Raw genomic sequence first — 22113 nt, 5'->3', positions numbered from 1 at the left:
CGATACACAAAGACGATCAGTCATGAAAAAAATATTCTTTCTCTCCTTCACGCTTTCTCTCCTGATGTTGAGTGGCTGTGAAAATAAGTTTGATGAGACCAATGCCAACCCGAACGATCCGACGAGCGTACCCGCCGAGCGGCTGTTGCCCCACGGCATTTACTCCGCCGTGAGCAACATCATTGGGCCGTCGAGCACGGTCTCGTTAGGGCTGGATGCGGGCAACGGCTGGGCACAGCACACGGCCCGGATCCAGTACACGGAAATCGATCAGTTCAGCTACACCAGCGATTTACAGGATCTGCCCTGGCGCTATTTGTACAACGAAGCACAGGCCGATTTTCAGAAGATATACGAACTTGGCAAGTCGGCTAATAATGAAAATATTCAGGCAATCGGTCTGATTATGCGTTCCTGGACATACTCGGTACTAACCGATGTGTACGGCGACATTCCTTACTCGGAAGCGCTGAAAGGAACAACAGGCGGCATTGTATCGCCTAAATTCGATGCGCAGAAAGATGTGTATGCCGGCTTGATCAATGATCTTAAAACGGCCAGCGACCTGATCAGTACCCGTACTGTCGACAAAGACGCCGATATTCTCTTCGCCGGCGATATGACCAAGTGGAAAAAGTTTGCCAACTCACTGAGCTTGCGGTTACTGAATCGGATGGTTGGTAAAACGGGTCTGTCCATGGATCCAAAGGCGGAAATGACCCGTATCCTGAGCGATCCGACGAAATATCCCGTGATGACGTCGAATACGGATGCGGCTCAACTGGTCTATCTGGCCCGGCCGAATAATAACCCGACCAATGAGAACCGGCGCACCCGTGATGATCACCGGGTAAGTGCCGCTATGGTTGATAAACTCGTGTCGCTGGGCGATCCCCGGCTGGCCGTTTACGCCAATAAGGCGGCTGCCACGGGTCTGTACAAAGGCGTGCCGAATGGATTGCCTAACTCCGATGCCGGGGCATTAGGTTTCACCAACACATCCAAAGTGGGCGATTATTTTGTGCAGGAAACTACACCGGGTGTCATCATGAGCTATGCCGAACTGAATTTTATCAAGGCTGAAGCCGCCTTAAAAGGGGTTACGGCCGCTGGTGATGCTGCCAAAGCTTACGAGGAAGGCATCAAAGCATCTATCGCTTACTATAAACTAACGGTACCGACGGATTACCTGACCAAAAACGCCCTCAAAACGGGTGATGCTGCGCTGACGCAAGTGCTGGAACAAAAATGGATTGCGTTGTTCGGCCAGGGAGTTGAAGCCTGGACTGAATACCGCCGGACAGGAATTCCTGCCCTGACGGTTCCTAAAGTCAACTACAACGCGGGACTGATTCCAACGCGTCTGCCTTACCCTTCCTCGGAAGAAAACCTGAATAATGCCAATCTGAAAGCGGCTCTAACCGCAATGGGAGGTACCAATACCATGCAAACCAGACTCTGGTGGGCAAAATAAAGACGACCTAGAGGTTTTTATTGATCAATTTCCTGACTTCTTCGAACGCGCCCGGCAAGGGCGCGTTTCGTTTTACGATCTTCCCCGTCCGATTAATGACTGTCCCGGAGAGGTCATCATCCGAACGCAACCGTTCAACGGCATCAATCAGTTGGTTATCCGTCAGCAAAAGATGATCGCCCGCGAGATTGTACCGGCTAGCCATTTCGGGCCATAGCGACTGATCGGTACCCGGTAAGGGTAAATAGACGAGCGAGAAATCGCGCGAGCTGTAGGCGTTCCGCAGGCGCTGGGCGTCGATGGCTGCCTGCCGACCAGCTTCATCGGTGGGGGAGAAGAAAAGCAGGTAAATGACCTTACCCCGGTTTGCATTGACCACCTGATCAAATAGCGAAAAGCCAGCACCAGATGTAGCTTTCGTGACAAATACACCGGGCGATATTTCCAGTGAAGACGCCAGATTTCCTGCATTTCTCAGCGTTTTAATAGCCGCCCGAATACGGGTGCTGTCTTTCACCTCAAGCCGGTACAGCTCATCGAGTGATTGGCCCAGCGACGGATCTTTCACCTGCGAACGCCCATAGTCGTACAACAATTCGGCGAAATTGAGCGTCAGGCCGGGCAGGGACGATGCCAGCCAGTAGGCTGCGATGTAGTTTACGGACAGACTATCGAATTGACGAATGCTGCGTTGAATCAACGTTTCGTAGTTGACCAGTCGCTGAAGCGTATCGGGACTTCGCTTGACCAGGCCATCGAAAAATCTCAAGTCCGATGCGCGCGCTGAGTTTGCCAGCGCATAATCGCTGAGTCGAAGGCGCTCGTCGGCGGTCAGGTTTTTGCCATACCGCTCCAGTAAAATAGATAATGCCCGCACCGTAAGCCCATTGGACCGGCTAGTTGACGACTCCGTCATCACGCGCTGTGTGGCATAACTGGCGAAGCGATTCATGGCCGAGGCACGGGCCGCCGTAAGAATATTATCGTTGGCCGGGCGGAGGGAATCGGTCAGCGAAGCTGGAATCTGTTCGGCCTCGTACGTCGCTTTATCGTACAGAAAAGCGGCTGCATTGTAGCGATTGCTGGACGTGATCCAGCGGCCAACCAGCGGAAACGCTTTCTCTTTTCGGTTGAAGGCAACAAAAGGTGCTTGATAGGCTCTGGCGAGTGTCCCGAATGCCCGTTCGCTGGATAGATCAGCTATTTGTGTCGTTAACTTCTTGCCATCCGGTTTATCGGGAAACGAGGCTTCGAATGCTTTATACCGGGCAAATTGGCCATTCACCTGCGCATTGACGCCCCCGAACCGAAATGGAACGGCTGCCGTGAACAGCGAGTCGGCATCCAGGTCAATGGTCAGGGTGCCGGGTGCTGCCAGAAACGCCGTTGAAATGCGCCCGTAGTTGAAGTACATTTCCTCCTGCGGATAGATCAATGGCAAGGCTACCCGGAACGTACCATCGACCGCAAGAGGAGCCTGACGAACCAGTTCGCGGCTGGCCTGCAGAATATTATTGCGGCTCACTAGAACCGTAGGCGACTCCCGGTACAGCCGGGCCGACAGGTGGCGAATACGGCCCGTAACGACAACCGAGTCGGTTTGGGCCTGCGCTGGTAAAGCGATGAAAAGAAGGGTACTGAGCAATCCACTACAAAAGAGCCGGAAACTGTTTTTCATTTGTTTAAGCGTACAGATAAAGCAATAACAAACGAAATCGATAAACAGTCAACAATTGCGTTAAAATGTCGACAGCTTACTTTGTTTTTATGCCGTGGTATTGCTCTTCTTCCTGATAGTCGGTGCGGAGTGGATAACCAACCCAATCGGTGGGCAGTAAAATTCGGCGCAGATCAGGGTGGCCTTCAAAATGAATACCAACCAGGTCGAACGCTTCCCGCTCGTGCCAGTCGGCGGTTCGCCAGACGTGGGCGATGCTCGGTACTACGGGCAGTTTTGCGTTACCAGCCATGCGGGGCACCATAACCTTAAGCATCAGGTTGTGCTCGTAGGGAATGGATGTAAGGTTGTAGATAACCTCCATGGTATTAACCTGCACCCCATTATCAATGGCTGTAAGGCAGGCCAGCAAGTCGAAAAATAGTCGTTCATCATTGCGCAGAACCTGGCAAATGTCAACCAGTTGACCTACCGGAACCGTCAGGTAAGGCTGTGGATTCTGGGTATTGGCCTGGATGGAATCCGGGCCGAATTGATGCTGGAGAAGAGTGGTTATTTCGGTAAAGGTCATTGTCTTTCAAAAATAGAACTTGTTGTACTATGCCAGCCAGGCCAGCCACTGCATCCAGTTTTCGATCCAGAACAAAAATTTAGTGGCAAACTTGGCCGCCGGGGCAGCAGAAGGTGCTAAGGTTAAACTGTTGTTGTTCAGGTTGGTATCCATGTATATTTTCTGCTTCGGATCAACATGGGCCCAGATGGCTTTTGCATTTTCTGCCACGGTGAACCGACGCTGGCGTCCCTTGCCGTCCCAGAACAGCATCAGCTCGTGACCGTCGTCGAAATGCACCAGCACATCAACGGGCATTATCCCGTCGCCGTTCCGCTGAACCGTGATAATGCTCTGTTTTAGCCCCGCCTGTGTCTTGTTTTTCAGCGAGATCAGTTCATAGTCGATTACGTTGTCGCCATAGAGGACCTGATCGAAAAACCAGTTCATGTCGGGCCCGTATTTGGTACCGAGTCGTCTGGGCACAAGCTCATTGACAATGTCGATGAAGTTCTGACCGCTGGGGTGCCTGAACTTCCAGCGGGTAAAATACGTCTGCATGATTTCGTCCATGACCCGCCGACCGACCAGACCTTCCAGTGTTCGCAGCCAGGTTGCCGTTTTGGAGTAAGTCAGCACGCTGTATTGCCCTTCGGCCAATTGCCAGGTGTTGCCAAACGACGACCCGATGGCTGGGTTATCCTGGTGCACATAACTGTCACGCGAGCTTTCCAGATCGCCCATTCCGAAGCCGAGTAAGTCGATCTGCGACGAACGAGGCCCGTAAGTCGCATCCATTATCCGGCCTTCGTAATACTGATTGAAACCTTCATCGAGCCAGGCCTCCTCAAACTCGTTCGTGGCCAGTAACTGCATAAAGTACTGGTGGCCAAACTCATGCGTGGTCACTATCTCCGGAAACCGGGCTCCGGGGGGGAGAAACCAGGCGCTGCCGGCCGTAATAAATGTAGGGTATTCCATCCCGAACGAGCCCTGGGCATGAAGGGGCGGATCAACGATAGTCAGGTTGGGAAATGGATACCGGCCGAGGTGTTTGTCAAAGTACGCCAGAGCCGCTTTGATCGCATCAAGATGGCGTTTTGCCTGATGAACGTGCTCGGGCTGCATCACCAGCTCCAGGCTGACAAAACCACCGGTCGGGCGTTTCCATTTGTCTTCAATGACCTTAAAATGGGGGGAGGTTGTCCAGGCAAAATCAACGACGTCTTCGGCATGGTAACGAAGGGTCTTTGTGCCGTTGCGGTGCAGTTTTTCGGACTGGTACAAGCCCGTAGCACTCACCCAATACGCCTTCGGGGTGGTGATCGCCACATCGTAGACGCCGTAATCGGCATAGAACTCAGAATGGGCATGGAACTGGTGGCAATTCCACTGACCTGCTTTTGCATAGCGCGTTCCGGCTGGCTCATACACGCCGATTTTTGGAAACCATTGCCCCACCAGGAAAAAGTCGCGGCTGAATCCCGTACGGGCAAAAATTTTGGGCAGCTTAGCCCGGAACGCAATGTCGAGGACAACGGTCTCACCCGGCCCAATGGGCTTGCTCAATGGCACCCGAATAACCGTATGGTCGTCTTTGTTTTGGGTACCGGCCGCCTGATCGTCGGGTTGAATGAACTGGTAGACCAGCGGTTCCGATGCCGCCAGCGTGCGTCCTGCCGACTGGTCACCGCGCCTGCTCATCGACACTATCTCAATGGAGCCGTAGGGATTTTCTTTCGCATTCCGGTCAATGGCATCACCCCGCAACTGCCCCCCCGACTCCCGCATAAAGGTCGATTTGTCATTGCGAAAAGCGTTTAAGTAGAGGTGAAACCGCAGCTCCCGAATAACATCGCCGGACGGATTACGCCAGGTCAGCGTTTCCTGTCCTTTGATCTTTTTCGAAACGGGATCCAGCGTCACATCAATCTGGTAATTAGCCAGACGCGGACTCAGGGGCACAGGGAATATCGGCTTTGCTGGCTGAGCAAAGCTGCTTAACGACATACCCAGCAGGAGCAGGGATACAAGTTGATTCATGGCCGCGGTCGGTCGATACAAGCGGCTAAGTACCGAAAAAGCGGGCGGGATTGCAACCGGATGAATTTCGTCGGAAACCCCGTCAGTCGGCTGAAATCCCGTACCCAGGCTCCTATAGTCCTACTATAGAAAGTACGTAATGACTAGGGAATTTGTTTATCGCCCACGTCCAGCGTGTTTACAGTGGATGACCGCGCCGTAAGTGGGTTCGCCCGTAGCGCATCCCGAATTTCGGTCAGCAAGACTTCCTCCTTCGTAGGTGCCAGGGGTACGGATTCAACCTCGGCTTTGACCCGCATCAGGCGATTCATACCCCGAATAAGTAGGAAAATGATGAAGGCCAGAATGAGGAAGTCGATCAGAATAGTTAGAAAATTGCCGTAAGCGAAAACTGGCCCCAGTTTCCTGGCATCGGTCAATGAAAGACCATCCGTAATTTTATCGGAGAGCGGGATGTACAAATTGCTGAAATCGACATTGCCGATAGCCCGACCTACCAGGGGCATGATCAGGTCGTTGACAACCGAATCAACGATTTTGCCGAAAGCGGCTCCGATAATGACGCCAACCGCCAGGTCCATGACATTGCCACGCATGGCAAACTCTTTGAATTCCTTCAACATACACGTATGAGGTTATTGATTTAAAGAATGGGAGTACTACGAAAAGGTAGTGATCTGACAGATAGATAATTGTCTGTTTGTTAATAACTTATTCTATGGACCCATTACTGCGTCTGTTCGTACAACTCAACGTTGCGCAGGGTAGTCGGGTTGTGTAAAATGAAGAAGATGTATTGGCTGATAGATGTAAGATACAGGCCATTACGCCTACTCCGAGGGCTATGTCCTCACAGCCCAATCAAGCTACAGTACATCCATCCGGCAGAGGGACTGTGTCCTTACAACCCCTGGCCTAATACAGTATAGACATACATAGTGCGTCCTGCCATCCTGCCTTTTTCTCTGCCGATTGAACACAAAAGGCCTGCTTACTCTTTTAGGGGAAAGCATCTGAACTGATTTTATTGCATTTTGATAAATTCCGCACTCCCCCAATCCTCCGATCAGCTATTCGGTGATCTGTTTACGGATGTACAGCTTGCCCATGTTTTCGCCGACTCAAAAACATTTGTCGACTGTACGCCCAAATGCGATCCAGCCGAAATCATGGCGCAGTATCAACGCCAGAAAAACCAGCCTGACTTTGATCTGAGCGCCTTTGTGCATGCTTACTTTAATGAGCCCGAGAAAGTAGCCGATAAGTACGTGAGCGATACGTCCATTAATACGGCGGAGCACATTAACCGGCTGTGGGAACACCTCACCCATCCGGCCGATGGAGACCCGATAACTGGGAATTCGCGCATACCGTTGCCGTACCCCTATGTTGTGCCGGGAGGCCGTTTTCGGGAGATTTTCTACTGGGACACGTACTTTACCATGCTTGGTCTGAAAGAAGCCAATCGGGTCGATCTAATCCGGGATATGCTCAATAATTTCGCGTTTCTGATCGACGAGTTCGGCTTCATTCCGAACGGAAACCGAACCTATTTCATGAGCCGGTCGCAGCCGCCTTTCTTCACGTTGATGGTGGAATTGCTCGCGGACATTGCCGGGCCCGAAACGTGGGCCATCTACAAACCGCAGCTGCTGCGGGAGTATGACTTCTGGATGCAAAACCAGGAGGCTTTAACAGATGAAATAACCCTGCACAGCCGCGTCGCGAAAGTGGCGGGCAAATACGTATTGAATCGGTACTGGGACGAATCGTCGGAGCCACGGCCTGAATCTTACCGGGAGGAAATTGAGTTAGCGCACATGGCCGAACCCCTCGGCGTTGTTCCCGCCGAACTGTACAATCATATTCGGGCGGCCTGTGAATCAGGCTGGGATTTTAGCAGCCGCTGGCTCCGCGATCAGCACACAATGACCAGTATTCACGCGTCCGACATTGTATCCGTCGACCTGAATTGCCTGCTCTATTCTCTGGAAAGCGCCCTGCATAACGTAACCGGCGAGCCCGATTCAGACGTCTCTCCAGACGAAAAATTTACTGCTCTGAGCCGCCAGCGCGCGCGGGCCATTCAGGAGCTGTTCTGGAACGAAGACACGGGATTTTTCCATGATTATGACGTTGTGGCGGGGCGGCAAACGGACGCGTTGACCCTGAGTGGTGTGTTTCCCTTGTTCTTCAAACTGGCTACACCCGAGCAGGCAGCCCGTGTTCACGACTTGCTCAAAGCGGACTTCCTGCAACCGGGCGGCTGGGTTACCACGCTTCATCAGACAGGACAGCAGTGGGACTGGCCCAATGGCTGGGCTCCCCTGCAATGGGTTGTTTATCAGGCGTTGATCAATTACGGCTTTGTCGAAACGGCACGCGAAGGCCGGAATCGCTGGATGAGTTTGAATGATAAAGTATTCCGGGCAACAGGAAAGATGATGGAAAAATACAACGTTGTCCAGGCGTCCCTTACCACGGGCGGTGGCGAATACCCTAACCAGGACGGCTTCGGCTGGACGAACGGCGTGTACCTGGCGATGGATAAGGATGTAACGAGTGAATGAGCGAACGAGTGCTCGCTCGAACACCCGCCTTTTCGCTCATTCACTCGTTCGCTTATTTACCATTGATTCTCGTCCCTTCCATCGACCGTTGGTCGGTCAGGCCGACGGTTCATCCACATCTGGTTGTAACCCTCGGCCCAGTGCCGTAGTTTAGTGGCTGAACATCATATTATTCAGGCTATGACCCCCCTTCGTCAGCATACCGTTCTTCGGCGCGTGAAAGACATTACCCTCAGCGCCACCCTCACGCTGGCACTTCTTAACGGAGCTGCTATGCTGCAGAGTTGCGGCAGCGATAACGCCGACGAAGCGGGTGAGCGAACCGAAACAAGCTTCAAACAAGGCGTCCGAACCTATATCACCGAGACGGCTCCCGGCAACTTCAAGATTACCGATGAAGTGCAAACGGGGCCAGACAAGGCCGGAGCCATCGTTAGCTATTTTGACGGCCATCGGGATACGCTTAGCGTTGACGCTGCCAAAAAACTGGTCGAAACCGATAAATCGACCAGCACCTACCTCAATAATCCCAATGCGTACCAGTCGCAACACCACAGCGGCCTGGCCAACGTGTTACTCTGGGGTAGCTTAGGCTATATGCTGGGCCGGTCTAACTCGCCCCAGTACCGCGACGATCAGCGCCGTTACGGCTCCGGTGTGTATGCAAATCCGGGTCTGTACCAGCGGTCAACGCAGGTTGGCGAGAACGTTCGTACATCGCGCGTAACCCGTACTGTCCGGCCATCGGGTGGCCGAAGTGGTTTCTTTGGGGGCCGTAGCCGAAGTTTTTCGGGTTAATGAATCAGCTGCGTGATGTGGTTCAATTCGCATGGCTAATGAACTAAATGCCCTGTTTTATACCTAATTAGATAGAGGGCCGGATGATGTATCTCGTTGAGTAACATCGCCACTAACCGTGTACCTTTACGTATGAATCGGAAAAAAAACTGGGAGCGGCTGCAGCAGGAAACATTTGACATTTGCATCATCGGGGCAGGTGCCAGTGGGGCAGGTGCCGCTCTGGACGCAGCTCTTCGCGGCTATCGCGTGGCTCTGATTGACCGGGGTGATTTTGCCGGAGAAACCTCCTCCCGATCCACAAAATTGATTCACGGCGGAGTTCGGTATCTGGAACAGGCCATTAAAAAGCTCGATCTGGCGCAACTACGGCAGGTTCGGCATGGCCTGGCCGAGCGCCGGACCGTTATCCGGAATGCTCCTCATCTGGCGCATCCGCTGGCTATTTTAACGCCCGTATTCAGCTGGTTTGAGGGTATGTACATGACCATCGGCCTGTCGCTATACGATTTCATTGCTGGTCATGATGCCTTTCCCAAAGGACGTTGGCTTAACCAGGCGCAAGCATTGGCAAAAAGCCCGATGCTAACGCGTCAGATGCACAGCGCGGTACTTTATTACGATGGGCAGTTCGACGATGCCCGTTACGCGCTGGCCCTGGCGCACTCGGCCGATGAAGCCAGCGCTGCGGTGGTTAACTATGCCGCCGTTACCGATTTCGGGCGGGAGAAAGGCCAGCTCAACAGGGCGGTTGTTCAGGATCAACTGACGGGCGAGCGCATAAACGTTCGAGCTACGGTCTTCTTAAATTGCACCGGTCCTTACGCCGATGGGATTCGATTGCTGGCCAACCCCGCCCTGGAATCGCGCATTCGGCCCAGTAAGGGCGTGCATATTGTACTGCCCCGCGAAACACTGCAGAGCGACTACGCCATACTGATTCCGAAAACGGAAGATGGCCGGGTGGTTTTTGCCATTCCATTCGGTGATAACGTGTTTGTGGGTACAACTGATAACGACTATTCGGATTTGGCGCAGGAACCGGTGCTGGAGCCGGACGAAGTCGATTATCTGCTGGAAACCGTAAAGCCTTATTTGGCGAAGATGCCGCTTCGGGCGGAGGTGCAGGCTGGCTTTGGGGGTATTCGCCCATTGATTGTCAGCAGCCGTGCCGATACCAAAACACTGCTTCGCGACCACGAAGTCGAGCATGACTCAGCGTCGGGTTTGCTAAGCCTGCTGGGTGGCAAATGGACAACCTACCGGCTCATGGCCCAGGACGCCATTGACCGGGCGGGTGAATTGCTGAAGAAAACGGTTCCTGGCCGCACAGAAACGCACTACCTGATTGGTGGTGAAGGATACCGATTCGAGGATTGGCAGACTCTGCAAACTCAGTATAGCTTGCCGGCTGATGTTTGCCAGCACTTAATGCGAACGTATGGAAACCGGGCTGAACGCGTCGCTCAATTCATCAAAATTCAGCCTTTTCTGGCCGAAAAACTAACCGATAGTCAGCCCTTTATCAAGGCCGAAGTGGTATACCAGGTGCGGGAAGAAATGGCCGTTACCCTCCGCGATGTACTGGCTCGCCGGTGGCGGCTTGAACTGTCTAACTGGCAGCTAACCGCTGAGCTAACCCCACAGGTAGCCAGTCTGATGGCCACTGAACTTGAGTGGGATGACGCTCATCGGGTTGAACAGACACAGACCTACCAACGCCTGTTGGAATCGTTCAGTAAACAAGCCGGATTAGTAAGCCAGACCGCAGTTGCATCGAAGTAATAACCGGCTTGTCCGTAAAAGCGGGGTCCCTGATGATCAGTTGATGTATGGTCAACAAAGACCCCGCCTGTCTGATTACCTGCCGCTATTGTCGCCAGTAGGGCATCTCGGCCGAGGTGAACAGGAGTTTGCGGTTGTTCGTATTATTCTGCCCCGACGTCGTTAAATCCAACGTATAAATATAGCGGACACCCGTGCCGGTATTGTCGGTGTTCGTGAAAATAACCTGCGCGCCATTGGGTGAAAAGCGCGGGTCCAAGTCGTTGGTACCCGCTGGTTTATTGGTTGAGTTCTGGCCCGAACCAGTTACTGCCTGAAACGAAGATAGACTGGTAATTCCGTTTGTGGTCAGGTCGAGCAAATAAAGACGGGCATCGAGTTGCCTCCCCTGTTCGTTCATGAAACTGCTGGAGTCGGCCGAGAAAACCAGCCGGCGACCATCAACCGAAAAGACAGGGTTGCCCACGCGGCTGTCTCGACGAACATAAACAGATCTGGTGTTTGAGCCATCAGCCAGGAATGTCGTGATCTCATTGTCATAAACGCTGGTGCCTGTTGTTCGGGCTGCAATGCGGTTACCCTGCGGGGTCCAGTCGCAACCCGCAAAAATACGGCCGCTGGGCGCCTGGCTAACCACGCGCAGGCCCGTTCCGTCCGTCCGAACGGCGTAGAGTCGATCATTGTTCGGGTAAAGGAGCTGCGTACCATCCGGTGACCAGCTAAACGATAAATCGGTTGAATACAAACCCGCAATGGGTACCGTTGTAACTTGCCGGGTAGCACTGCCATCTGCGTTCATGACGTACAGTTGCAGGTCGGTGGTTATGTTAGAGATAAACGCAATCTGCTGTCGGTTGGGGCTGGCAATGGGTCGCCAGTTGCTGCCATTGCGGGTGAGCTGAACCATGGTTCCCGTTGCCGTGGACGCAAAAATCTGGAATTGTCCGTTAATCCGGCGGGCAAACAAATAGCCATAGTCGGGTACGGTTCCCGTCGTAAACGACCATATAGACCCGTTCACGGTATTAATTCCGTCTTTTACTATCACTTGCCATAAATATGTTGTGTTGTAATCGAGGCCGGGCACAACCAGTGAATCGATCCGAATGCCCGTATACGAAAAGGTAGGCGTGGAGGTGCCCGATTTAAACAAAAGCACATCATACGTCAGGGAGTCCCGGTTCGGATCGGTGGCGCTCCATTTGAGGGTAACCGTCGTTGATTGAACCACGGTATTCGTGGCTGGCGATACCAGCGTCGGGGCCGTGGGTGGCCGGTTCTGGGTTTTGTCGTCAACCAGCAGAATGGTAACCAGGGGCGACGACTCCGCCGTTGCCGAAACGGTAGCCACCTGCGTAACATAACCGGCTTTAGCTGCCTGGATGGTATAGCCACCCACCAGAACACTATCGAATCGGAAGAAACCGGATGAGTCGGTGCCCACAACCCGGCTGGTTGGCGAAAGGGTTACCAGCGCATTGCGGGCGGGTTGCTGGCTGGCATTGTAGAGCACGCGTCCGCGTACGGAAGTAAGCTGAACGGGGTCGACGAAAAGGTCTTCGTTACAACTCCATAAGCTTACGATGCCAATCGAGAAAAGAAAAAAATAAACAAGCGATTTCATGAGTTACTGACGTCAATTGACTTGGTTTCTGGTGTGGTGGTGCTATTTTTTCGCAGCTGGCGTTACGGAACGGCTCTTCATCTGGAATCGGCCGATGTGTAAAACCAGACCAAGCGTACCCCGCAGGTAATAATCATTTCGGCTACCTGCCACACGTCCATCCAGCGCATCGGTAAACGGCTGGTTGTACGAAAATGTAGAGCGGAAACCAATGGCCTTACTGGCTGAAAACTGAACACCGACTCCGCCCTGCGCCTGCAGGTAACTGGCCCCGCGCAACTGAAATGCCGATGAACCACTTTGGGAAACTACACCGGCCCCGGCAAATAGCAGGGTTGTCCAGCGCTGATAGGGCGTTGGGCGAACAATCAGGTTACCTTCCAGCGACGTGATGTTGCTCGAAAAAGCGCCTTCACTGGCCAGCACACCGGTTGCCCCGTTGACCTGTATGCCAAAAGCAGGCGTAATATGAAAGTCCAGCGACGCCCCGTAGCTGCCTTTCATCGTGTGTCGGGCGTAGTCGCCGTAGTACCGCATCACGCCAGCGTAGGGATGCAGGCTGAGAAAAGGCGGGGCCATCTCGTTGCGCATACCGAAAACATCCGTTTCGCTCATCACCGTTTTTTCTTTCTCGTACGCATCGACTACCGTTTTCATCGTTCCTACGGATTTGTCAGCGGCAGACCATAATCCATCCCGAACGCCTTCGATGATCAGGCCCTGAACCGCTTTCTCGATGGCTTCGGTAACGGCTAGCTGGCCTGGCTCGGTGGTCGTAAAGCCGGTTTCTGTTTCGAGAAGCCGTTTGAAAGTGACGTAGCGAAACAAACTGGCGTTGACCGTCTGCGACAGGATAGTTTTGGACGTGTAAATAGTCTTCAGAATTTTTCCGGACTTTGTGGATACAGCCCGCAGGTAGACCGTTACCCGATCCTGACGATACTGGGTGGCGCCACCGGCCCCAAAGTACTGTAGACCACCGCCCCCCGTAATGATATTGGCGTCGTACGAAACGACGCCACCCTCCAGAATAATACCGGCAAACAGGAGCGGGGGTAGGTTTTCGCCGTCTTTAAATTGCGCCACGCTGGAGCGGACGATCTTTCGCTCGTTGAGCAGGTTACTGACATTTTCCCGCTCGATAGGAACAAACCAACCGCTTTCTTCGAGTGCTTTCAGCAGAATGTTGGTTGTTCCCTGGGTAACGGCGGTTGAAAAGCCGGTTCCTGTTTCGGTTTGCTTATACTGACCCGTCAGATCCCGGAACTTGTAGACGGCCGCTACCAGCTTTTCTTTAGCGGGAGGAAGTTGACGCAGATCGCTGGTTACGGGTGTCTCTTCACCCAGACGAGCGCGTCGGGCGTGTGTCGGTTGATGAAAAAAAGCGGTGCAGCCGGTCATAAGACCAGCTAAACTGCTCAGAAAGAGTATCTGGACAGTTCTGGGTACGCGTGCATTCATGGAAATAGTACGAAGAAAATTACGTGTGGGTGAAGCTTGTTGGCGGAGAGAGAAGGCTATTCAACCGTCATTGGTTGATCAGAAATAGGGAATCGTGATGGACGTTTCGCCCCCTTTCCCATCCACGATCCGCAGAATTATGCCATCGGTACCGTTAGAAATCTCGACTTGAAAATCGCCGAATTTGTACGTGCCGGGCTGCAGAGACGTTTCCCCAAATTGCTTGCTCAACAGGTTGCTGGTGATACGGCTCAAAAGTTGATTCTGTAAATTCTGGGCGAACGTGGTGAGCGTATTAGTCGTCGAACCACTGCTGGCTGTTGTTCGTCTGGATGTTGGATCGACGTTACGGTCCTGAGCCTGAGCCTGGCTGAGCATCCAGGAATAGTTGAACGTATTACCGCCGAAGTTGGGGTTGTTCGGGTGGTAAACGAACGATTGGGCGAATGAGTACGCGGCTAAACCAATCAATAAAAAGGCTGTCAGTAAAATTTTTTTCATAGTGAATTCAAGTACAAGAGGGATTTCGGTAATTAGAACATGCCACTGCCCTTCTGGTCGTCGCTCTCCAGTGATCGTTGTACTTCCTGGTAATTAACGACGTACTGATTGATCGTTTCCGCTGCGTTGAGGGCGTATGTTTCCAGGACTTCCTGCCGGGCCTGGATGTAATTCTGCCAGATGAGCTGGTCGTTCAGCGATATGGATATGATGCTTGTGCCAACGCCAAAAGCGGGTAACTCCTCAATGGTAACAATGAACGCGTTGATGTCCAGTTCAAGGTTGGGCGTTACTTTCACGGTACTATCAGTAGGCATCAGAGACGGCGATGCTGCTTTGGGCAACTCGGCATAATACCGGAAGAAAGCCTCGTAAAAATCCCGCCCGATTTTTGACCGGGTGTTGTCGAGCAGTAATGTCTCGGTTCCTTCTTCGGTGATAACCGCTTCGTTCATTGTCTCCTCCACGAGTTGACCCTCCAGGTCGGGGTCTTGTGCCCAGCTGATTGAACGCATCAACATCAGACAAATGAGGACTAAGTTGCGTAAATGATTCATTCGTTTAGTTGCCAAAAATCCGCCCGTTCTGAATGGTGGCCGTAGCTCCCCCCGTTTGTTCAATGCGTAGGTTGGGAATTCCGGTGCCATTGATGTCTTTGAATAACGTCGTGTTGTCAATGGTCAGTGAGTTCGTGCCAGCGCCCTGATTTACCTCAAGGCGGGTGTTGGTCTGCTGAAGACCTACCATCTGAAGACGATCACCGCCATCCTGCGTGAGCGCCAGTCGGTTATTGGCTCCATCCAGCCCAAACGAGAGACTGTTGCTTCCACCCGTCTGGTTTAGCATAACGCTATTGTTCACTCCCGATAACGTAGCCTCTGCGTAATTGGCATTGCTGGACTGACTAAGCACCAGTTGATTTTGGAAACCCGCCGTGATGGATAGCTGCGCTGTATTGTTGAGGCCATTCTGGGTGGTAATAACCTCGTTGATGGAACTTCCCGGTCCAGCCATACTGGTCAGGCCAGGCTGTAAACGAACCTGCGCCTGGTTCGGTACCGAAGTCAAATTCCAGTAAGCATCCAGTGTGTTTACGGGAACTGAATTTACCTGGGCACTGGCCGCCCTACTGATCATGCCAACCAGTAAGACGAAGAGACGTTTCATGGGTAAACCTGACATCAAAATAGTACTGATTAAGTTCGGTGTAGCGCTGGTACGACGGGTACGATTCCTGCTAACCGACAGGGCGGTTAACAGGGGTCGCACCTCTATAGTTGGATCGTATTGTTTTCGGAATCAGTCTCTCCCCAGTACCACCAGATTGGCAGCAGAGCCCGGTAAGCCGTAACTAGTTTGTCGCCCGTTTCGTAGTGGTCTTCTTTTTTTTACCAGTGGGAGCCAGGCCCGATTGGTAGACACTTATTGTATTGCCTCCGTTAGTCTGGTTGATGATCGTTTCCCCTTCGCCCGCCTGCGTTGTGGTAACTGTGTTGGGCGCGCTGGTGTCGCTGGTGGGTTCACCTCCCTGATTGATGGTGGCAACATTACTGCCGCCCGACTGAGAAATAACGACATTGTTTGACAACCCTGACCCTGTCTGGTTAACGACCGATGTGTTGCCCGACCCCTGTTGCACAATGGATACTTCGTGTGGACTGCCCTGCTGCGTGACAACGGCTGAATTTTGGGCCGTAGCCGATGTGGCACCCAGAGCCGCCAGACCTAAGAGAATGAAGTTTTTCATGATGATAAAGTTGATGCGTAAGCGTTATAAGAAAGGAAGGCTGGACCAAATAGGCCAACCTTCCTTTCGGTGAATTAATTACCTGCCTGATTGATGGTAGCCATGTTACCTGAGCCATTTTGTTTAACTTCGGCCAGGTTGCTGGCTCCGGTTGCACTCTGGGTTACAGTAGCCATGTTCATGGCCCCTGTGCTGATCTGGCTAAGGCGCAATTCGTTGGTAAAGCCATTGGATGCACTCTGGTTGACAACGGCTTTGTTGGGTGAGCCACCGGCCTGTACGGCAAATGTGCCTGCTCCGCCCAGCCCGTACACGAAATTGCCCATGCCATTCTGGGTAATGTCAGCGTCCTGATGACCTGCTCCCTGATCAATAAGTACCCGGTTCGACTGAGCAATGCCCGATACACCATTCTGCTGTCTGACGACCAGTTTGTCATTGCCATCCTGAAGGGCTTTTACTTCGTCGCCACCATCCTGGCTGATGGTAACAGAGTTGCCATTGCCGGTAATGTACAACCCTCTGGGAGACGCATCCGTAACGGTCGAACCGCCACCGAACCCGGTACCCACCTGGTTGTTGCTGTTGGTCTGATTGATGGCCACTTGGTTTCCATTGCCCGCAACACCACCGGTAATACCCATGTTGATGCTGTTCTTGTTGCCGTTCTGCGTCAGGCCAACCGTGTTGCTGTTGCCTTTTACCTCGAAACCATACTGGCCGGTTGTCGTACCGCCAATGGTATTGTCGTCAATACCCGACTGATTGATGGTCACCGCGTTCTGATCGCCCCAGACCAGCCCGTTGGCTGTTTGTCCCAACGTTCCCCCTGCCGACGATGCCGTTTGAACGATCTGAACCGAGTTATTCAGGCCAGGAGCGCCTGAACCGGCGCCCGAACTACCGCGAACTTCCAGCTTGGCAAAATTGCTTCGGCCTGTCTGATCAATCAGGAAGTTGGGAGAGCCCGGCAGCGACGAATTCGCGGCTCTCAGGTTCAGTTCAGCGTAGTTGGCCGCACCCGATTGAGCAATCTTGCTGTGGTTGTTATCATTACCACCCACCGTGCCGTTTGGCAGCATCTGAATCCGGGCTCCGTTGGCCGTTCCGGTCTGCGTTACGTCCAGCCGGTTGTTGTTGCCATACGTGAACTCGACAATCGAGTTCGACGCCCCGTTCTGACTGTGCGTAGACAGGTTTCTGTCGCCGGTCTGTTCGGATGTTACCGCATTGCTATTGCCGCCGATCTGGGTCACCGCGACCTCGTTGAGGTTGCCCAGTTGCGACGTCGTTGACGTATTGCTGTTCCAGGCCGATGCCGCTGTTCCCTGCGAAATAGTCGCTTTGTTGTTCGTAGTGGGGCGAGCAGAAGTACCCGACTGGTTCACCAAAACCGTATTAGCCGCAGTACCGGCTCCGTATTGCGTTACCGTCGACTGGTTACCCAGGCTTCGGTTATTTTGGTTAACGGTCGTCGTATTGAGGCTTCCCCGTTGGGTGGTGGTGCTGCGGTTGCCACTACTGTTGCCATCAACTCCTGAATTCTGATTGATCGTTGCCGTTTGCTGGTTGCCCGCCTGATCAACCGAAATTCTATTTTCAGAGCTGGTGAAACCCGCTGTGCCCAACTGATTGGTAAAGGCCCGGCCATTCGTACCGGTTTGTGTAACAGCCGACTGGTTGCCGGCACTGTTCATGGATTGAACCACCGTAGCGCCATTCCCCGAACCCTGTTGCGACACGGTGCCTTTATTGCCTGTACTTCGGTTGTTCTGCTGAACGGTAGCCTGCTGAACGCCGTTGTTTTGGTCAATCTGCGCTGTATTGCCCGACGACGCCCCCAGGGCCCCGGCGTTCTGCTGACTCAAGGCTGTGGTGCCACCACCCGTTGCTATCTGGTTGATTGTCGACTGGTTACCACTGCTGGCTGCCCCACCGACAATACCATTTTGCTCAACAGTAGCTAGGGCTCCGTTTGTGTTCGGGCCGCCTACCGCAGCCGAGAAGCCCTGCCGAACAGCGGCCGTATTACCCGACGAATTGCTGGACTGACTAACCGACAGGTTGTTGGATTGCCCGAACTGGTTGGCGGTTGTTTTGTTGCCGGAGCTGGTATTGTTCTGGTTTACGGTTACCGTTTGCCCACCGCCCCCATCCTGCCGGGAATCGGTGTAGTTGCTGGTCGAATTGTTGTTTTGATTGACGGTAACGACCTCATTGAATCCCCGCTGGTAGGTATTGGCGTAGTTTCCGCCATTGCCCGTTACGGCATTGATACCCGCCTGGTTCGGAACGTTGTTGGCGTTGGCTACAGCACCCGGTGCGCTGGCGGCTGTACTTTGGTTGCCGTTGCCCCCCGCGTTGTTATTTTGATTGATGGTAGACGTGTTCCCAGATCCTTCCTGACCTATGTTGGCAAAGCCAGACTTGTTGCCCAACTGATTTATGTTGGCCTGGTTAGACGATGACGAATAGTAATTAGGTGCCTGCGATGTATTGGCGTAGTTTCCGGTATTGGTAATCCCGGAAGCGCTCGTTTGCTGGATGTTCGATTGTAGCGAACTACCTTGCTGAGTGACGTTGCCCGTCTGCTGATTACCGACCTGATTGAGCGTAGCCTGGTTCGATTGGGCGAAGCTTGCTGCGGCAAAGACCATGAGCGCAACGCCGGTGAGGATCCTTTTCTTCATGTGAATAAATTAAAAAGAATGACTAGTAGTACTCAGATTTACAGTAGGTTGTATACGTTGATCGGGAATAAACGGTATAGATTGGTTGTAAAGACCTGTTTGGTGAAATAGATACAAGCCGCCCTACTAGGAGAGCGGCTTGTATGATAATCATATGGACTTAAGCCTTAGGCAAGCCAAGTATTAGTTGCCTTGTTGAATATTGCCCATGTTTCCTGTGCCGCTCTGACCAACAGCAGCCACGTTGGAGTTAGAGTTTTGAAAGATCGTCAGGCTGTTCGACATGCCGCTTTGTAAAGCGACATCGCCATTTAATCCCTTGATCACGTTGCCATCACCAACTTGAGTTAAGTTGGCTGAATTCAGAACCCCTAGTTGCTCGAGTTTAGCTGTGTTCGAATTACCTTGTTGTGTAATGCTAGCGTAATTCGCGTCGCCAACGTTAGCGTCCCCTTGTTTAATAGACGCTATATTGCTATTACCCTGTTGGTTAAAATAAGCGGACGTACCACCATAGCCATTAACATTGTCAACCTGGCTGAGTGTAGCCTGATTGCTGTTGCCGTTTTGGGTAAAATTCGCATAAGTAGATGTACCGCTGTTACTTGCCTGCTCAGACGTAATTATGTTTGATGTACCTGTCTGAGTTGAGTAGGCAGCCGAACTACCCTGTAAATACTGCTTAAAATTGGCCGAGTTTGTTGTTCCAGACTGTGTAGCCTCCAGGTAGTTGGCGCTTCCTACCTGACTCGATGTCAAAGAGTTACCGCCCGATCCAGAGCCGTTATTCTGCGTAACTAAAGCCTGGTTTTGGCCAGACTGGGTGATCATAGCCTGTTGGCTGTTTCCAGATTGATCAAGGGAAGCGCTGTTTTGAGCAAAAGCAGTGGTGATGGCACATGCAGCAGCAAGAGAAAGAATTACTTTTTTCATGGTTTTTGAACGATAAAAATTAAAAAGAATGAATTGAAACGTAAGGTCTTTTGGCGATTTGATTCATACGCCGTTGTGTATCGTCAGGGCGGTTCCGGTGGGTGATTGTCTCCTGGCCAGCGAGCGTTTTCACCGTGTCATGTGTGCGTTACCCAGCATTGTGTATTAAACCGCAGTGGGCAGATTCGGTGGCATTGGCCTGAACCAGGTTGGGCAGGCCAGGTACTCGAATCATCGTTTGGAAACATTTCTGTCCCCGAGGTCGTCGATTGGCTGACAACCCTCGTTTGGCGTAATCGTAATGAAAGATTTTATATACTTGGTCTAAAGAACAAGTCGTCTAAATGATTTTCTATCTGAATAACCATGCGAAGGTTATTGACTTTCTGGTCAATATATCATCCGTAACAAAGGGCAGGAAACCCCCTTATCAAAAATACTTCAGAAGAAAAACGCTGAGAATGACACCCGTAGAATTAGGTGATTATTGGTGGCAACACAGAGAAACTGTGAACCGAAATTTTGCCTTGCTGTTGGCTGACGAAGGAGAAAGGAAAATGTGTTGTCATAGTAAAGTGGATAGTTAAGCGGGTGCTGGAAATACTTGCCGTCAAATCAACCTTCTGAACTGAGTACAAAAGCTTTCCCGTTTGGACGTATCAAAGGTAGATTGGTAAATCAGAAAATCAATACGCGGGTCATCTGCCGAAGCTATAGACGACTAACATTAAAAAATCATTAAATTGTACAATATTTTCTTTTAAATAATCTAAATTATTTCTTTTTTAAGGTATAAATAGTTAATAATCAGTACTAAACATATTTTCTATAAAGAGCATCGTTAGTTGCTTTTTGTATTTATCTAATAAGTTGGTATAGCTTATACACCCTATTCTTTGCGCTTTTTTGCTACTCATATTTAGCAAGCGGTAGGTTTTGCGCACATCTATTTTATGAATAATTTATATAATTATTTAAGTGTGTATTTTGACTTGATATAGGTAATATGGAAACAAAAATTATATGATTACTGTGTATTATTTAAATATCGTTTGATATAAAATGTATTATCAGTAACAAAGGCAAGGCAGGTATTTTTACAGGCTTCCTTTTATGGAAACATTGCTCATTTATTATTTATGAAAATTGAAAATAGTAAACTCAATAATTAAGGGCGTATTCGTGAATATTCCTCATAAACTATAATCAGTCTGAAGTAATCAACTACGGTGAATGACTTGGCTTGATTACTTCAGACTTTTGATCTTACCAGGTGCGTTTGCTCATTACTTTATCCAACTCTGGTTTGGTCATTGTGCCTAATTCCGGATGTTTACCAAGCCATGCGAGAAAGTTCGTTTTCAGTTCATCGGTCCATTGGCTGTCGATCTGCCCTGTGGTATACTTCCCCGATTTGACCATCTCAAAACCAAACTGGTCCTTACGCGTAACGAATTCAGCCGTGCTCACCACCTGTTCGGCCAGGTGAGCGGGTACGAACAGAACCCCTTCGCGCTGAGCAATGACCAGATCGCCGGGTAGCACCATCACGTTGCCGATACGAATGGGAGCGTTAAGGCCCATCAGAACCATTTCTTCCAGGAAAGACGGGTGAAAATCGCGCACGAAGGCGTTGAACCCTTTGATGTTCTGTAACTCCTGCAAATCGCGGGCGGCCCCGTTAAAAACGACGCCGTTCCCGGTTTTGCTGAAAATGGCATTGCCCAGGGTAGCGCCCATGAGGGTTCCTCCACCGATTTTGCCAAAAGCGTCGGCTACATAGACATCCCCTTTGGTCAGTACCTCAATGGGCCAGGTATTCGTGTTGCCTTTACGCCCCTGTTTAGTAATGCCCCGTTCTTTGATCGTTTTCTCAACGTCTGGTCGGCTGGGCATGAACATAGCCGTTACGGCCCGGCCCGTAACGGGTACGTCGTCATGAATCAGTTTCCAGTTTCCTTCAAACTGATTGGTATACCCTTCGTTTTTCAAAACGGTCCAGGCGTCGTCAATGCCGATATGCTTGGCCCGCTCGACCAGGTCATCTGAAAGTTTCGGGCGCCCATCCGGAAACCGATCTCCTTTCCAGTCCGAGGTTAAAAATACCAGCTCATCCTTCGGGATGGTTTGTGCTACTAGAGGACCAGCGGCACAAAAGGCCGTCATAAGCGATGCGAAAGCAGTAATTCGAAATCTCATTCGTGTAATTAATTAATGCGATAAAGAACAGATTTTTTTGACAGGATTTACAGGATAAAA

17 protein-coding genes are annotated in these 22113 nt (G+C 51.6%); 4 read left to right on the top strand and 13 right to left on the bottom strand.

Annotation, left to right across the window (positions count from 1 at the left end; translation table 11 throughout):
- Positions 1-22: 22 nt before the first annotated feature.
- Positions 23-1474, top strand: a complete 1452-nt coding sequence (locus tag ACYU87_RS21820; RefSeq protein ID WP_461136223.1) for a SusD/RagB family nutrient-binding outer membrane lipoprotein — start codon at positions 23-25, stop codon at positions 1472-1474.
- 7 nt (positions 1475-1481) lie between these two features.
- Here ACYU87_RS21820 and ACYU87_RS21815 read toward each other — a convergent pair whose 3' ends face one another.
- The 4 genes from ACYU87_RS21815 to mscL form a co-directional block, all read right to left on the bottom strand.
- Positions 1482-3152: a hypothetical protein gene (locus tag ACYU87_RS21815; RefSeq protein ID WP_461136222.1), complete on the bottom strand. Its 1671-nt coding sequence runs from the start codon at positions 3150-3152 to the stop codon at positions 1482-1484.
- A 76-nt stretch (positions 3153-3228) separates the two neighbouring features.
- The gene (locus ACYU87_RS21810) at positions 3229-3723 is read right to left on the bottom strand and encodes an NADH-quinone oxidoreductase subunit C (protein ID WP_461136221.1); all 495 of its coding nucleotides are present in this window, start codon (positions 3721-3723) and stop codon (positions 3229-3231) included.
- Positions 3724-3750: 27 nt separating this feature from the next.
- Entirely contained in the window at positions 3751-5745 is a 1995-nt protein-coding gene (locus ACYU87_RS21805; RefSeq protein ID WP_461136220.1) for a M1 family metallopeptidase, read from the bottom strand.
- A 143-nt stretch (positions 5746-5888) separates the two neighbouring features.
- Positions 5889-6368 (bottom strand): large conductance mechanosensitive channel protein MscL, encoded by a 480-nt coding sequence (gene mscL / locus ACYU87_RS21800; protein ID WP_461136219.1) that lies wholly within the window; start codon positions 6366-6368, stop codon positions 5889-5891.
- Positions 6369-6779: 411 nt separating this feature from the next.
- Between mscL and treF the strand changes: the two genes are divergently transcribed.
- From treF to ACYU87_RS21785, 3 genes are all read left to right on the top strand, one after another.
- Positions 6780-8315 (top strand): alpha,alpha-trehalase TreF, encoded by a 1536-nt coding sequence (treF, locus tag ACYU87_RS21795; RefSeq protein ID WP_461136218.1) that lies wholly within the window; start codon positions 6780-6782, stop codon positions 8313-8315.
- 180 nt (positions 8316-8495) lie between these two features.
- On the top strand, positions 8496-9113 hold the full coding sequence (locus ACYU87_RS21790; RefSeq protein WP_461136217.1) for a hypothetical protein: 618 nt from the start codon (positions 8496-8498) through the stop codon (positions 9111-9113).
- A 132-nt stretch (positions 9114-9245) separates the two neighbouring features.
- Positions 9246-10898 carry a glycerol-3-phosphate dehydrogenase/oxidase gene (locus ACYU87_RS21785; protein WP_461136216.1) on the top strand — a complete coding sequence of 551 codons (1653 nt, stop codon included), beginning with the start codon at positions 9246-9248 and terminating at the stop codon, positions 10896-10898.
- An 85-nt stretch (positions 10899-10983) separates the two neighbouring features.
- Here the strand turns inward: ACYU87_RS21785 and ACYU87_RS21780 are convergent, their stop codons facing one another.
- The 9 genes from ACYU87_RS21780 to ACYU87_RS21740 all read right to left on the bottom strand — a co-directional run bounded on the left by ACYU87_RS21780 (position 10984) and on the right by ACYU87_RS21740 (position 22053).
- Positions 10984-12522: a carboxypeptidase regulatory-like domain-containing protein gene (locus ACYU87_RS21780; RefSeq protein WP_461136215.1), complete on the bottom strand. Its 1539-nt coding sequence runs from the start codon at positions 12520-12522 to the stop codon at positions 10984-10986.
- A 42-nt stretch (positions 12523-12564) separates the two neighbouring features.
- Complete coding sequence (locus ACYU87_RS21775) at positions 12565-13983, bottom strand: CsgG/HfaB family protein (protein WP_461136214.1); 1419 nt, start codon at positions 13981-13983, stop codon at positions 12565-12567.
- A gap of 78 nt (positions 13984-14061) precedes the next feature.
- Positions 14062-14484: a curli production assembly/transport component CsgF gene (locus tag ACYU87_RS21770; protein ID WP_461136213.1), complete on the bottom strand. Its 423-nt coding sequence runs from the start codon at positions 14482-14484 to the stop codon at positions 14062-14064.
- Between the two features lie 32 nt (positions 14485-14516).
- A complete protein-coding gene (locus ACYU87_RS21765; protein WP_461136212.1) occupies positions 14517-14999 on the bottom strand; it encodes a CsgE family curli-type amyloid fiber assembly protein in 483 nt (160 codons plus the stop codon).
- 46 nt (positions 15000-15045) lie between these two features.
- On the bottom strand, positions 15046-15651 hold the full coding sequence (locus ACYU87_RS21760; protein ID WP_461136211.1) for a hypothetical protein: 606 nt from the start codon (positions 15649-15651) through the stop codon (positions 15046-15048).
- Positions 15652-15835: 184 nt separating this feature from the next.
- Positions 15836-16231, bottom strand: coding sequence for a hypothetical protein (locus ACYU87_RS21755; RefSeq protein ID WP_461136210.1), 396 nt, complete (start codon positions 16229-16231; stop codon positions 15836-15838).
- 74 nt (positions 16232-16305) lie between these two features.
- On the bottom strand, positions 16306-18921 hold the full coding sequence (locus ACYU87_RS21750) for a beta strand repeat-containing protein (RefSeq protein ID WP_461136209.1): 2616 nt from the start codon (positions 18919-18921) through the stop codon (positions 16306-16308).
- Positions 18922-19104: 183 nt separating this feature from the next.
- Positions 19105-19854 (bottom strand): hypothetical protein, encoded by a 750-nt coding sequence (locus tag ACYU87_RS21745; RefSeq protein ID WP_461136208.1) that lies wholly within the window; start codon positions 19852-19854, stop codon positions 19105-19107.
- A gap of 1266 nt (positions 19855-21120) precedes the next feature.
- Positions 21121-22053, bottom strand: a complete 933-nt coding sequence (locus tag ACYU87_RS21740; RefSeq protein WP_461136207.1) for an RraA family protein — start codon at positions 22051-22053, stop codon at positions 21121-21123.
- Positions 22054-22113 lie beyond the last annotated feature (60 nt).

The sequence above is a fragment of the Spirosoma lituiforme genome (assembly GCF_054776635.1).
The sequence above is the reverse complement of the archived record's forward strand: the minus strand, read 5'-3'. Positions and strand labels throughout refer to the sequence as shown.